The sequence below is a fragment of the uncultured Sphingobacterium sp. genome (assembly GCF_964277905.1).
GTDB lineage: Bacteria > Bacteroidota > Bacteroidia > Sphingobacteriales > Sphingobacteriaceae > Sphingobacterium > Sphingobacterium siyangense.
In genome coordinates, this window is the sequence record NZ_CAXYKD010000024.1 from 194,749 (window position 1) to 209,208 (window position 14,460).

The following is a 14,460-nucleotide window of genomic DNA, read 5'->3' on the forward strand; positions in this document are numbered from 1 at the left end:
GAGATTTTAAGCTTTTTGTAAATATTGAAGGATAAATCAAATAAATTTTTAGATTCTGCCATAATGTGCTATGAATTTCACTAAATTTAGCACGCTCATCAATAGGAGCTGAATATTTTTTAAAAAGAATGATTATTAAAACCGTCGAAAATATGTTTAGGAAACTCATATTTGCACTTTTTGTTGTATCCATTGTTTCTTGTGGTTCAAAACCACGGGTAGCGCTTCCTGATGATGGAGGGCTTAAACCAAGCACACAACATCAAATTATCGCTAAAGAAGTCTCTGGATTATTGGAAAATGCGAGCTACAAAAAGGTCAAAATGAATGATTCGATATCGGGCATCATATACGATAATCTGATCAAAAGTTTGGATCAAGGAAAAAATTACTTGCTTCAATCGGATATTGATGAATTTCAAGCGTACAGAAACAACCTTGCGCAGGATATCAAAAATGGAGATCTTTCTTCGGCATTCCATATTTTTAATGTCTATTCAAAGAGATACCTGGACAGAATGCAATATGCGTTGTCAGAAATTGACAAGAAACAGGATTATACCAAGGATGAGTATTACCAACCTAATCGTGAAAAACTGGGCTGGTTTAAAACTGCAGATGAAGCCAACGACCAATGGCGTAAACGCGTAAAATACGACCTACTGAACTTAGAAACTGCCAGTGGAAAATCTACGGACAGTGCGAAGACCAAACAGGTGGAAACACTAAAAAAACGTTATGTTAATTTGATCTCGCAGGCGAAGAAAACCAATGCCAACGATGCTTTTCAGGTGGTCATGCAGGCATTAACAGATGCTGTTGATCCACATACGTCCTATTTTAACCCTTCCTTTGCACAGGCATTCAATGAAGGAATGGCCAATACATTTGAAGGTATCGGAGCAAGACTTGTCGTCGACAACGAGGCCGTAAGCATCTTCGAAATTATCCCTGGTGGACCAATATTCAAAGACAAGAGCATTCATGTCAATGATAAAATCATTGCTGTAGCCCAAGGAAAAGATGGTGAATTCGAAGACATTATTGGCTGGAGACTTGATGCAGCCGTAGCAAAAATCAAAGGTCCAAAAGGAACCATTGTTCGCCTGAAAATTATACCTGCTGGTCAGCCAATGAACTCTCATCCGCGCATTGTATCTTTAGTACGTGAGAAAATCGTCGTTGAAGAAGAATCTGCGAAAAAAGAGATTATGAACGTCAAAGGTGCCGATGGAAAAACGTACAAAGTGGGTATCATCAATATTCCGAAGTTCTACATGGATTTTGAAGCTTACAGAAGACGCGATCCAAACTATAAGAGCACAACGAGAGACGTTAGGTTAATCTTAGACACGTTGAAACAAGAAAAAGTAGATGCTGTGGTTATCGATTTGCGATTCAATGGCGGCGGTTCCTTACCGGAAGCAATTGATTTAACAGGTTTATTTATCGATAAAGGTCCAGTTGTACAAGTAAGAGACACAAAAAATAACATCGATGTCGAAGAAGATAAAAACGCCGGTGTATCCTGGGATGGTCCATTGGGCATCATGATCAACCGCTTCTCGGCTTCGGCTTCTGAAATCTTTGCTGGAGCTATCCAGGATTATGGAAGAGGTATTATCTTGGGATCTCAAAGTTATGGTAAAGGAACAGTACAATCGGCAATCGACATGTCACGCGTTATCAGCCCAACCAGCCGCTTACTGCTAAAAGCCTCAGGTGAAAAAGATCCGGACACCCCAGAAGGTGCTCCTCAATATGGACAGATCAATATCACACTAGGTAAATTCTATCGTGTAAACGGTAGTAGTACACAACATAAAGGGGTTACACCAGATATCATATTCCCTTCTCAGTTTTCTGCAGAGAAATTTGGCGAGAGCTCAGAAAAATCAGCACTCCCTTGGGATCAGATCCAATCGAGCAACTTCAAAAAAGTAGCTGATCTAAGTGCTGTTGACAAAAAATTAGAAGCAATGCATGAGGCACGCATTAAAAACTCATTGGAATATAAGTATCTGAAAGAGGATATTGAAGAAGCTCAAAAAGATGAGGATGTTAAAATTCCATTGGAACTCAACAAATTCAAAAAAGAGAAAGATGACAACCTCAAGAAAAATAGAGACCGCATCAACGCTTTATTGAAATTGCAGGGTAAACCAGCTTGGGAGGAAGGTAAGTCCCAACCTAAAATCGATCTTGACTTTGTGAAAGATGAAAGTGCCAAAGTGATGACCGATTATATCATCAACTTTCAAGCAAAAAAATAGAACGTATTCTCTCTCTAAAAAAAGGCAACCGTAATCGCGGTTGCCTTTTTTTATGACACTCATCACAATAGGGAGAGTTTAACATTAAATTCACGTTTTCTTTGTAACTTATCGCTACATTCATTGTTTTAGTAATATACCGGTACTGCTTGAAGTCCGAATGATTCCCATAGCCCTCATACGCTAAAGATTTTGCAGGATAGGATGCACCAACCAGGTTATAGAAGTTAAACGTATAAAAAAGAACATCATGAAACGTATCCTCCTGTTAACTGACTTTTCAGAAAATGCTCTTCTAGCAGCACAACAAGTAGCCCTGTGTACAGAAGCCTGGAAAACTCAAAAGGTTATTATCTACCATACTTACAATAGTGTTACCATTGTCAATAACGAACCTATTGTCATTGTCAATGATGAGGTAAAAGAGACCAAAGAGAAAGAACTGACAGCATGGTTTGACCAAATTAGATTATTGTTCCCTCCACAAGTGGAACTAACGCATCAGATGGAAGATGTTGATCTGCCATTGGGAGTCAATGACATGTGCAAATCGCACGACATTGACCTTGTCGCATTGGGTATCACCGGACAAACAGGTTTTGCTAAGATCCTGGTCGGAAGTAATGCCATTACACTGATGGACATCTGCAATAAGCCCATGCTTATCGTTTCCCATAAGGTAAATCCTGCCGTCCCCAAAAATGTGTTGGCTACAACCGATCTGAAGGAGGTAGACAGAAAGCTGGATTTATTCAATTTAGATCAGGTGTTAGATACTTTCAATGCACAATTGTATGTTTTGAATGTTGCTAAAAAAGAAGGTTCAGCCGCAGACTTGGCACAGGAATTAAAGCACCTCCATGAACGCCTAGACAAATATCATCCGATTTATGACTACATCAGCCATGATGATATTGCACTAGGTATTGAAGAATATGCCAAAGAGAAACATATTGATCTCATACTTTCATTCCATAAAAAGCAAGGACTATTAGCGAGCTTATTCAAAACAAGCATTTCTAAAAAAATAGCCTGGAATGGCGCGGCCAACTTACTGGTTATTCCCATGGATAGATCGTAGAAATCTGTGCTTTGTACATATCAACAGCGATGGACTCGTTGTCCAATAGAAACAAATTATACGACAAAAACGCCGCAATTTAGAATACATTGCGGCGTTTTTGTCGTATAGTTCTTCCTCCGGGAAGTCTCCTACCTCAGGGAAGTCTCCTATTTCTTGTCAACCGAATATTTACCCGGCCCAACAAGGATCAGTCCTAAAAACACAAAGCAAAGCTCAATCGCATGTGATGCACCAGAGATACCATCTCCTTTAGAAAGATGCATTAATCCAGCGATGACCATCGTAAATGCAAGCAACAATGCCACTGGTCGGAAAAAGAGTCCCAACAGTAAAAATAGGCCACCAACAGTTTCGGTTGCAGCTGCCATAAAGCCCCAAAAAGTAGGCATAAAATGAATACCAATATTACCCATAGATTTTCCTACACCTGCCCAAAGCTCAGGACCGCCCTGTAATTTGGGCAGACCATGCATGATCATCATCACCCCAAGTCCAACACGCAAGACCAAAAGTCCCGTATCCCTATATTTACCCAATGAATTCCAAATTGCCATAAAAAACGTTTAATTTATTAAAACTTGAATTACCGATCTCCCTAAATTAATGAAATTATTTAAATTGAACAGCTCACAGTACTCACCATAATAAATAAAGCTATTGCATTTATAATACTTAATGCGTAATTTGATGACTATAGACCCGATTATAATGCTTTGGAACGGCTAGGACAGCGTAAAAAAACTTAGCCGCGGATTATGGATCAACAAATAACTAAAGGATGAAAAACCTACTCTTGTTAACAGACTTTTCGGACAATGCCTATGCTGCTGCTCGATATGCCGCACAATTAGCTCCACTTTGGGGCATTGAAAAAGTTGTCCTATACCACACATACGAAGTAATCCCTACCGTGGGAACCGAACCTGTTGTCATAAGCAATTCAGAAATCTTGGAAGAAAAACAAAAAGATCTCAATACCTGGCAACAGGAACTGATGTTGCTTTTCCCTGAGGGCATTGCCTGGAAATCAGTTCTTGAGGAATATGAACTTAGCTATGGCGTAAACCGTACCTGTGCTGAGGAGGACATTGACCTTGTTATCGTCGGAACTGCAGGTAAAAGTGGCTTAAAGAAACTGCTTCTTGGAAGCAATACCCTCAAGCTGATCGAAAATTGTCACACACCATTACTGGTGGTCCCCGCACGAGCAGAATTTCGGGTACCCAAAAAGATGTTGATCGCCACCAATCTCAAAGAGGTAAAACTAAAATTAAACCGTCTTTTGGTTAATGCGTCCGAAGTATTACGGAAAAGTGAGGTCTATGTCGTCCATGTGACTAAAGAAGATCCTGCAAATAAAGCGGTAAATGCCGAAATAACAACCATGCAGGATTTACTGGCTCCTTATCATCCCATTTATAGTTATATCCTCAATGCAGACATTGCTTCAGGGATCAACCAATACATCAACGAAAATCATATCGACATGATGGTCACTTTCCATCGGGACAAGGGCTTATTAAGTCGAATTTTCAATACGAGCATTGCGCAAAAAATGGCCTGGAAGAGTCAGGCTGCCATGATGGTCATCCCTGTACATTCGGGATAATCAATAAATAAAACAACGAGATTCTGTTCAGCTTCCCCTACAAATAGGTTAACTGAACAGCATTTACTGTTGTATTCAAGGCTACTTTTCGCCCAAATACCAGAGCGTGATTATCATCAATATGCCCTGCTGGATAGCCAAATGCTACCGGAAAATCATATTCTTTAACTATATCCCACACAATTTCCTCTACACCCTGCCCAAAAGCAGGATCATTGTCTTTCATAGCAGAAAAGCCACCTACAATTAGACCATTCAATTTTTTTAATTTCCCCGCGCGCTTCAATGCCCTTAGCATTCTGTCTACGGAGTAATAGGCTTCACCTACATCCTCAATAAATAAAACTTTATTCTTGTAATTGACATCCGAATTAGAAGCAAGTACAGATAGTAAGATTGCTAAATTTCCACCGACCAATTTTCCTTCGCCTTTACCCGCACGATTGGGGAATAACGTTTGCTCGTAGGCAAAATCCATATTATGACCAAACAATGCATTTTTTAACGTTTCCAACGATGCTTTTGTACCCGTTTCAAAAGACTTTGGCATCTGTCCATGTATTGTTGCAATTTTATAGTTCCGTTGAATATGACTATGCAATACGGTAATATCGCTAAAACCCACCAACCATTTGGGATCTTTTTCAAAGCTTGAAAAATCTATTTGATCGACAATACGAACACAACCGTAACCTCCGCGCGCGGCAAAAACCGCTTTAATAGACGGATCATCCAATGCCCACTGCAGATCGGCAGCGCGTAAATTGTCATCTCCGGCAAACTGATGGAACGATGTCCCAACAGTCTTCCCGACCACAACCTCCAGCCCCCAGTTCTCCAATGTTTTTATGCCAACATCAATAGAGCCACGTATAAAACTCGCAGGACAAACGATAGCTACTTTATCGCCTTCTTTCAGAAAATCAGGTATTTTGGACATTTTTTTTATCGCTAATGATCAAACATCAGGAGCTCTCCATGGTAGAGTCCGATTATAAATTTACTTGATATATTGTGCTTATATGTACAAATAAACGTAAATTTATCTAAGTTTTCTACCGCTATTTTGAATAATATTTCTACGATAACAAGCTGTTAAATGGAAGCGCATTTTAATCAAGTTGAAACAATCGTAGAAATGAGCCATAACAAGAATTCAAGAATAAATTGTTCGATATGACACGCATTTATATTGCATATAAACAGCAATTTATCTAAGTTTGCCAAAGAAAACAAGTACACACTTTAATATACTTTCAAGCATTGAGTATTCTAGATAAAAAACGTTATACCATCACATCGGCATTACCTTATGCCAATGGTCCTTTACATATTGGACACCTTGCCGGAGCTTATATCCCAGGGGATATCTTTGTCCGCTATTTGCGTCTGAATCAAAAAGATGTAGTCTATGTATGTGGTTCAGATGAGCATGGTGCGGCGATTACCATCCGTGCAAAAAAAGAGGGCATCACCCCGCAACAAATCATTGACAAATACAATAAACAAATCAAAGAAAGCTTTGAGGAGTTTGGTATCTCTTTCGATATATATCACCGTACGTCGGAGCCCATACATCACCAGTTATCGCAGGATTTCTTCTTGAACCTTTACAACAAAGGCGAATTTGTTGAGAAATTTTCGGAGCAGTACTACGATGAGGAATACCATCAGTTTTTGGCCGACCGTTACATTACAGGAACTTGTCCAAATTGTAAGTCCGAAGGTGCCTATGGTGACCAATGTGAAAAATGTGGGACATCACTTAGCCCAACAGATTTGATCAACCCGATTTCAACATTGAGCGGAAAAACGCCAGTTTTGAAAGAAACGAAACATTGGTATCTACCTTTGGATAAATACCAGCCTTGGCTTGAAAAATGGCTGATCGAAGGAAAGAAAAATATCCTTAAATCCAACGTTTTTGGCCAATGTCAATCCTGGCTTAAATCCGGTTTACAGCCGCGTTCAATGACAAGAGATCTGGATTGGGGCGTTGATGTACCTTTGGCTGAAGCAGAGGGTAAAAAACTATATGTTTGGTTAGATGCACCTATCGGTTATATCTCAGCAACAAAACAGTGGGCTTTAGACCATGGTAAAAACTGGGAAGACTATTGGAAAACCCATGAAAACCCAGCAGACGATTCTACGCTGATCCATTTTATTGGAAAAGATAATATTGTTTTCCACTGTATTATTTTCCCGGCGATTCTTCATGCACACGGCGACTATATTTTACCAGAAAATATTCCAGCCAACGAATTCCTTAACCTGGAGGGCGATAAGCTGTCCACGTCTAGAAATCATGCGGTTTGGTTACATGAATACCTACAGGAATTTCCTGATAAACAGGATGAATTGCGTTATGTATTGACATCCATATTACCGGAAACTTCGGATGCCGAGTTTACCTGGAAAGATTTCCAAGCTAGGATCAACAATGAGCTCGTTGCTATTTTTGGAAACTTTGTCAATCGTGTCTTGGTACTTTCCCACAAATATTTTGATGGCAAGGTATTGAACGGTTCGCCACTAACAGCTGTAGATCAAGCGGTACTGGATGAACTAAAATCATACCCTACTTCTATCAAATCGTCTTTGGAGCAATTCCGCTTCCGTGAGGCATTGGCAGAATTTATGAATGTAGCTCGTCTGGGCAACAAATATCTTGCCGATGAGGAACCATGGAAAATCATTAAAACAGATGAGGAACGTGTCAAAACAATCCTAAATGTTGCTGCTCAAATCGTTGCCAATCTTGCCGTTCTTGCACAACCGTTTTTACCAAAAACAGCTATCAAATTATTTGAAATGCTTAATTTTCCACAAGGAAACTGGAACGACGCAGGTTCAGATGCTTTGATCCAAGCTGGACACCAATTGGGTGAAGTGCAATTGTTATTCGACAAAATAACCGATGAACAAGTCGACTTCCAGCTAAACAAACTTGCTGAAGCAAAAGCGAAAAACCTAGCCGATAATGCCAAGGTTGCTCCTGCAAAAGAAAATATTAGCTTCGATGATTTTGTTAAAATGGATATCCGTGTCGGAACCATTGCAGCCGCTGAAAAAGTTGCCAAAACCAAGAAGTTGTTAAAATTGACGATAGACACCGGCTTAGATACACGCACTGTCGTTTCGGGCATCGCAGAGTTTTTCAGTCCTGAGGAGATCGTAGGCCGCCAGGTATCCATCTTAGTCAATCTTGAGCCTCGTGAAATAAAGGGAATTATGTCACAAGGAATGATCCTTATGGCAGAAGACGCAGATGGTCGATTGGATTTTGTCAAACCAGATACAGCAATTAAAGTCGGAAGTACGGTACGTTAATATAAGACCTACCTCCATTCATACAAAAAGCCTGTTCATATGAACAGGCTTTTTTATCATCTAGATAGCATCGATTACCCGCTAAAAGAGTATACTCTGCAACCGCTTCTTAAACGCCTTCTCATCTAGATAATCATAGACGGTATCTTTCAGCTTTTTTATGATCTCTGCCCTGGACTCCGCCACAACTTTTTTCTTTTTGGTCAGCACATTGGAAAATGCGGTATTGGTAATCTCCACCTTTGTGGCAAACATATTTACATTCATACTTGGGATGGATATCCCCATCACTAAGCCCGGGAGTCCGTGTATAAGTTCAGGACCACCGGAGATGGGTATTTGTCCCGCAAAAAACGCAACCACATAGACCGAATCTTGAATAATTCCATTGGCTCTTCTGCAGTCATATCCCGCAATATTTCGGTATTCATCGGTATACTTCCATTTTACAGTAGGCAATGAATCTTTAAGCAAGAGCTGATCATCTCCAAAGGGGAGCAATTTTAAGAATTCCTGATTCTGAAAATTAATGTACGTTTTTGAATCCGGGAGAATAGAATTATAATGAGTCACATTACGATAATTTGCAGGATAATCTTCCTGCACCGTTTCAAACAGGGTTTCATTATCGTAAAATTTCAGAATATGGTGGGTCACCACTTCTGCAGGCCCATTCTTCACCGCATTGTCGACCATCAGCTTATCCCAGGTATCTAAATCGGGTTTGCTGAGATAATTGCGTTTTAAGAAATTCTGCACATGAAACTTCCGTTCATAAGTCACCGTTCCACTGCTCGGAAAATACGCGTGTTGTGCATGGGCTGCTCCTGAGCTCAGCAATAATACCCAGACCATCAACTTTATATACTTACTCATTTGGCATCTCCTTTCATTGTTGTAAAATTGTAGATTACTTTTAGCATTCCATAACGACGCAATACGTTGTTACTGGTCTGGATAAATGAAGTTCCATTCTGATAACGGTACACCCCATTATTTTTGTTTAAAATATCATTGACAAATACCTGTACTTCCAAAGACTTATCTTTCAATAATTTTTTGGAAACATAACCATTCATATTAATGATATTAATGGATTGCAAAGTTTTCGTCGCGGCCTGATAATTTTGGTCTGTAGACAGTGAAATTTTAAAGTCTTTTGGTAGATAGTAAGTAAACTGCGAATAAGAGCGGAATTTAAAGGTTGTCCGATTCAACTCTGGCTGCAAATAGGAACTCATCTGCTCCACACCAGGCATCAAGGAAATGTAAAAATCCATCTTATTTGCTTTATATCTATTAAAGCCTATTTCAGGTGTTATACTCCTTGTCTGATTTCTATTGAGCTTTGGTTCTTCGTTATACGATGATAAATAACTAAATTGGCTATTGTACTGACCGTTGATACCGATATTCATCTTCAATCCCCATTTCTTTTGTAGCACAAAACTGTAAGATCCACTACCATAAATACGCCAGTTATCCTTATCAATATTGACATAGGAAATTTGTTGCGTACCCTCATCCAGGTTATAGCGTACATTGGTATTAATATTCTTCTTACCCTGATCTGCACTCGCATAAAAATAGAATCCCTGGTCTTTCAACTGCTTATAGCTATTGTAATTGATCGAATAGGAGTTGTTAAATCCTGCTTTCAGATTTGGATTATCCAAATATTCTACAAGCGGCTGTGCGTTTTGCTTTAAAGGCTCAATTTGTGTCAAGGAAGGTTGTGTTGTACGTCCGCTATAACGAAATCCAATGTTTTTACTCTTCGAAATTTTATAATTCACTGAAAAGTTGGGGTTCATTGAGGTCTGATTACGCTGCAATGTTGTGTTGAGATTATTATATGTTCTCTTTACATCCTCAAAATCGACTCTGTTACTCAGATTTACGGTTAATGTATTCGACTTGTAATTCAGGGAAGTATTAATTCCATTTTTCAAACTGGAGAAATCGAAATCATTTAATAGATTTTGATCCAGGACAGTGTATTTACCTGTAGCAGGATCTTTATCGAATGACTGATTAAGGGTCTCCGATTTATTGCTATTGAATGAGTAGCCAACAGCGGCGGTCAGTCGTTTTGACAGCGGCTCTGAATATGTTACTGAAGCCCCGTACGTATTATTTGATAGCTTATCATTTTTATATTGATCGATCACGGTTGTGTTACCCGAACTTTGGAAAAAGTTCTCAGAAAAATATTGGGTTTTTGACCTATTCTGATCGGTATTTGCATTTACATTAAAGGTAACGGAGCGACGTTCTTTTTTGAAACGACGTGTTAACATCGCATTGACATTAAATCGATCCTGATCGCCATTCAAATCGGTTTTCGAGGTCGTCTTTGTGATCAGGGTTCCATCCAACGTGCGCTGATCAGCATCAGAATTGGAGGAATTATCACGGCTAGACTTGGTAAAACCCATATTGACGGTCAAATCGGAAAGTGAATCTAATTTCAAATCATACCTTACATTTGCAACATTTGACTTGTTTTCGTTCTCAGATTTAGTCACATTATTATCCACCTGTGCGCGTTCAGGAAGGTTATTCTGCGCGTTATACGTACTTGTATTGTTTACATTGATCTGATTCCGCTTGAAATTTGCATTGATCTTATGCTTATCATCTTTGGATTTATCGGAATAACTTGCGCCCATGTTTATGGCCTTAGGCACGCCACCACCATAGTATTTACCATCCCATCCCCCATCAGAACCATCACCACCGGAAATCATAATACCACCACCGTCCATCATCTGTACATTGCTGCTTCCGCCCACACCATATTTTTGGCTATCTTCAAATCCTAATCCGACCATTCCATCATTAGCCAGAATGCCATAAGCAGCGATTTTCTGCGAGCCCTTAAACTTATTGAGCATGACTTTTCCACCATAATATTTATCTGTACCAGCTCCCGCAACAGCTTGGCCGAACATTCCTTTTTTCTTATCTTCTTTAAGCTTAATATCAATTGTTTGCGTTCGTTCACCATCATCTACTCCTGTACGTACGGCAAGATCTGATTTCTTCTCATAGACTTGTACTTTGCTGACCATATCTGACCGAATATTCTTGGTAATCAGGGTTGGATCATCACCAAAAAACTCTTCCCCATCAAGCAATACTTTTTTTACCTCCTTACCTTGAGCGATGATCTTGCCTGACCCATCCATCGTAATACCCGGCAATACCTTCAACAGATCCTCCACTTTAGCATCCTTCTCTACTTTAAAGCTAGCGGCATCGTATTCGATGGTGTCGCCTTTAATAACCACAGGAATTTTACCGTTCACCTGAACCTCTTCCAATAGTAGAGCTGCTTTGGATAGCTTTACAATACCAATATCCAAATCTTCGGCGGCCACATGGATATCTTTTACCAGGTCAGCATACTGCGGATAGGAAACCACCATTTTATAGGTACCTGTGTCGAGATTAGCAATTTGGAATGTTCCATTTTCCTTCGTTCGACCGAATTTAATCAAAATCGAATCTTTGGGACTGAGCAGCGCGATTGAAGCCTGGTGTAGTTTTGCAAGATCTTTGATATCTGCCACCGATCCCACAAGTTTATGTTGCGCATAAGACTTGGAACTCAGTACGGATAATAAAAGAAACAAAACTAGGGAATAGGTTAGTTTCATAAATTTCGTTTATATATTGTCGAGGTAAATATATAAATGTTGCTACGGAAAATTCGTAAAATAATGTTAAATAATTATGTAATTAATAAATGAAACTTGACCCACTCAAATAAAACACGGTAATTCACGCTATACCAATAACTTAATCTCATAAAAAAAGAGGCGTAACTTATTTGTTACGCCTCCAGTCTAAATAGAAAAATATATTTTATTTCCTTTAATCTACATTCAGGTTCAATTCTTTTTCCTTATTGATTAAATGGGCAATACTTGTATCATTTAAAATCTGCAACATGGCATTTCTCACCTCTACAAAAGTATCGCGTATGCCACAGGCATGTTCTTGGGTACACTCTTCGCAGGAGCGGTAGAAGTTCAAGCTCACGCAGGGTAACAAAGCGATAGGTCCATCAATCAGGCGCATCACCTGCGATAAAAAAACGTCTTCGGGAGCCTTATTGAGGCTATAACCACCTCCAGCACCTTTTTTGCTATAGAGAATTCCGGCATTTCGCATTTCAAGTAGAATTTGTTCCAAGAATTTTTTTGGAATATTCTCCTCCTGCGCAATCTTCACGATTTGCATAGGCTCATTACCGTAATTACGACCAAGCACCATCAGTGCCTTTATTGCATATTTTGTCTTTTTGGAAAGCATAATTTGTTAACCCCCTGTTGAATTGCAAATTTACGTTTTTTATTCAATAGAATAAAACCTTCATGATTTCACGCATGCAGCAACAGGCTCCTTATTGCCCCAATACCGCCGTGATCGGTTTTCCGATGCTACCATTGGGCTCAGTAATGTGCAATAGTGAAGAAATTGTCGGTGCAATATCCACAATATTTACCTCTGTATTAGATACACCCGGTTTAATTCCCCAACCCATAAATACCAAAGGAATATGGGAATCATAACCAGACCAGGTACCATGTGTTGTACCAGTCGAGCGCGGCGTACCGTCATACCATTGTGGTTCACAAACAATCTGAATAGCACCACTACGTTTAAAGTTGTAACCATTGATCATTTTTTCGCGAATAGGCGCCGGAATCATCAGACTTTCCCCTTTTTCCATATCAGCAACATAAGCGACACCTTCTGTATGGCGAAGCTCACGAATAATGGTCTCTTTTATTTTATCACGATCCAAGTTCAAAGAATCAATCAATTGATTATTTAAGTGCACCTGATAGTTCATCATGCTTTTAACAAGCTTCTCTTGTCCAAATTTCTCTTTAAGGGTTTTGTTAAGCCCTGTGATAATCTGACGGGAATAGAAATAGCCACCATTTCCTTTCATATCCATAAAGAACCGAGAGTTATAAGAAGCGCCATGATCTGCTGTCAGGAAGAACGTGTAGTTACCCTTGCCCACCGTCTTATCGAGGTAGTTGAAGAAATCGGCAAGCTGTTTATCGAGCTGTAGATAGATATCTTCAATCTCCACTGCTGTCAATGAGTAACGGTGTCCAACGTAGTCCGTTGCAGAAAGACTCACACAAAGGAAGTCGGTATTTTTAGTTGGGTTATTTCCCATCTGCTCATTTTTGATTGCTTCCATAGCAAGATCCAACGTAAACTGATTTCCCATTGGTGTGGTTTTGATCAGCTCATAGCCTTCGTCTTTCATTAGCTTAGAAGTCGCACGCGGCAAAGTCGGTTTTTCTTCACCAGGGTACTTACCTTCGTAGATGTTATCATCTGCAATACTGTTGGCAGCATAGGTGCTGATATCATACATTGGTTTCCAGTCGCCTTTCAGGTATTTTTCAGCCAATTTTTTCTTGTTGAAGTCTACCACCCATTTTGGCAGTTTATCCATGTAGAAATTAGAGGTGATCCAATCACCTGATTTAGCTTCAAACCAATACGCTGCATCGGCAAAATGCCCCGCCGGTAGAATACCTCCACGGTCTTTGATTGCAATACCGATCACTTTGGATTTAAAGTTAGAGGCGAGCTTCAATTGGTCCGTTACGGTCGAAGCAAGCAAATTGCGTGGAGACTGCTGTCCCTCCTTGGCTGTAGTACCTACACCAATGACATTGTCGTCCTGCGTACAGTACATGTTCTTGCCCGTCTGTTCTTCGATCCAGTCATTGCCTGCAATACCATGTATGGAGGGAACCGAACCTGTATATACCGAACTGTGCCCAATGGCGGTGTATGTCGGAATATAATTAATCAATGTATTTTCACAGGAGAATCCTTCTTTCAAAAGTCGTTTGAAACCATCATTTCCATATCGATCTGCAAAACGATATAAATAATCCCAACGCATTTGATCCACCATCAGGCCGACAACCAATTTTGGTCTTTCCGGTTGTTGCGCCATGGACGAAAGCGCCGCTATTCCAAGGACGACACTTAAAAAAAATCTTTTAATCATAATCGTATTAAGTATTGAAATATTAGTTTTTTATTTACTGCATAGTATTCTTTCAGACCTTAACAAAAGGAACAATAAATCGGAACTTATTGGCAGCCCAGTTGCC

General features: G+C 39.7%; 10 protein-coding genes. 4 read left to right on the forward strand and 6 right to left on the reverse strand.

Annotation, left to right across the window (positions count from 1 at the left end; translation table 11 throughout):
* Positions 1-128 precede the first annotated feature (128 nt).
* A complete protein-coding gene (locus tag ACHWSC_RS10795; protein WP_394676781.1) occupies positions 129-2,273 on the forward strand; it encodes a carboxy terminal-processing peptidase in 2,145 nt (714 codons plus the stop codon).
* Between the two features lie 250 nt (positions 2,274-2,523).
* Positions 2,524-3,354, forward strand: a complete 831-nt coding sequence (locus tag ACHWSC_RS10800) for a universal stress protein (protein WP_120335708.1) — start codon at positions 2,524-2,526, stop codon at positions 3,352-3,354.
* A gap of 149 nt (positions 3,355-3,503) precedes the next feature.
* On the opposite strand, the gene ACHWSC_RS10805 is transcribed toward ACHWSC_RS10800, so the two are convergent.
* On the reverse strand, positions 3,504-3,911 hold the full coding sequence (locus tag ACHWSC_RS10805) for a DoxX family protein (protein WP_394676782.1): 408 nt from the start codon (positions 3,909-3,911) through the stop codon (positions 3,504-3,506).
* Positions 3,912-4,135: 224 nt separating this feature from the next.
* Here ACHWSC_RS10805 and ACHWSC_RS10810 point away from each other — a divergent pair, with 224 nt between their 5' ends.
* Positions 4,136-4,966, forward strand: coding sequence for a universal stress protein (locus ACHWSC_RS10810; RefSeq protein ID WP_182983029.1), 831 nt, complete (start codon positions 4,136-4,138; stop codon positions 4,964-4,966).
* Positions 4,967-5,003: 37 nt separating this feature from the next.
* Here the strand turns inward: ACHWSC_RS10810 and ACHWSC_RS10815 are convergent, their stop codons facing one another.
* Positions 5,004-5,906 carry an LD-carboxypeptidase gene (locus ACHWSC_RS10815; RefSeq protein WP_394676783.1) on the reverse strand — a complete coding sequence of 301 codons (903 nt, stop codon included), beginning with the start codon at positions 5,904-5,906 and terminating at the stop codon, positions 5,004-5,006.
* Positions 5,907-6,229: 323 nt separating this feature from the next.
* On the opposite strand from ACHWSC_RS10815, the gene metG reads away from it, so the two are divergent.
* Positions 6,230-8,299 carry a methionine--tRNA ligase gene (metG, locus tag ACHWSC_RS10820; RefSeq protein WP_120335704.1) on the forward strand — a complete coding sequence of 690 codons (2,070 nt, stop codon included), beginning with the start codon at positions 6,230-6,232 and terminating at the stop codon, positions 8,297-8,299.
* Positions 8,300-8,380: 81 nt separating this feature from the next.
* Here the strand turns inward: metG and ACHWSC_RS10825 are convergent, their stop codons facing one another.
* The 4 genes from ACHWSC_RS10825 to pafA all read right to left on the reverse strand — a co-directional run bounded on the left by ACHWSC_RS10825 (position 8,381) and on the right by pafA (position 14,354).
* Positions 8,381-9,175 (reverse strand): GLPGLI family protein, encoded by a 795-nt coding sequence (locus tag ACHWSC_RS10825; protein WP_236590154.1) that lies wholly within the window; start codon positions 9,173-9,175, stop codon positions 8,381-8,383.
* Positions 9,172-11,961 carry an outer membrane beta-barrel protein gene (locus tag ACHWSC_RS10830; protein WP_394676784.1) on the reverse strand — a complete coding sequence of 930 codons (2,790 nt, stop codon included), beginning with the start codon at positions 11,959-11,961 and terminating at the stop codon, positions 9,172-9,174. Before ACHWSC_RS10830 ends, ACHWSC_RS10825 begins: the two co-directional genes overlap by 4 nt.
* Before the next feature lie 217 nt (positions 11,962-12,178).
* Positions 12,179-12,619 carry an Rrf2 family transcriptional regulator gene (locus tag ACHWSC_RS10835; protein ID WP_046673766.1) on the reverse strand — a complete coding sequence of 147 codons (441 nt, stop codon included), beginning with the start codon at positions 12,617-12,619 and terminating at the stop codon, positions 12,179-12,181.
* 91 nt (positions 12,620-12,710) lie between these two features.
* Positions 12,711-14,354, reverse strand: a complete 1,644-nt coding sequence (gene pafA / locus ACHWSC_RS10840) for an alkaline phosphatase PafA (protein WP_394676785.1) — start codon at positions 14,352-14,354, stop codon at positions 12,711-12,713.
* Between the last annotated feature and the right edge of the window lie 106 nt (positions 14,355-14,460).

What these genes read in the sequence shown, in the direction of transcription:
- ACHWSC_RS10835 (WP_046673766.1), bottom strand. Translation starts at nt 12,619, where the DNA reads ATGCTTTCCAAAAAGACAAAATATGCAATAAAGGCACTGATGGTGCTT.
- ACHWSC_RS10830 (WP_394676784.1), bottom strand. Translation starts at nt 11,961, where the DNA reads ATGAAACTAACCTATTCCCTAGTTTTGTTTCTTTTATTATCCGTACTG.
- ACHWSC_RS10825 (WP_236590154.1), bottom strand. Translation starts at nt 9,175, where the DNA reads ATGAGTAAGTATATAAAGTTGATGGTCTGGGTATTATTGCTGAGCTCA.
- ACHWSC_RS10800 (WP_120335708.1), top strand. Translation starts at nt 2,524, where the DNA reads ATGAAACGTATCCTCCTGTTAACTGACTTTTCAGAAAATGCTCTTCTA.
- ACHWSC_RS10810 (WP_182983029.1), top strand. Translation starts at nt 4,136, where the DNA reads ATGAAAAACCTACTCTTGTTAACAGACTTTTCGGACAATGCCTATGCT.
- ACHWSC_RS10805 (WP_394676782.1), bottom strand. Translation starts at nt 3,911, where the DNA reads ATGGCAATTTGGAATTCATTGGGTAAATATAGGGATACGGGACTTTTG.
- ACHWSC_RS10815 (WP_394676783.1), bottom strand. Translation starts at nt 5,906, where the DNA reads ATGTCCAAAATACCTGATTTTCTGAAAGAAGGCGATAAAGTAGCTATC.
- ACHWSC_RS10795 (WP_394676781.1), top strand. Translation starts at nt 129, where the DNA reads ATGATTATTAAAACCGTCGAAAATATGTTTAGGAAACTCATATTTGCA.
- pafA (WP_394676785.1), bottom strand. Translation starts at nt 14,354, where the DNA reads ATGATTAAAAGATTTTTTTTAAGTGTCGTCCTTGGAATAGCGGCGCTT.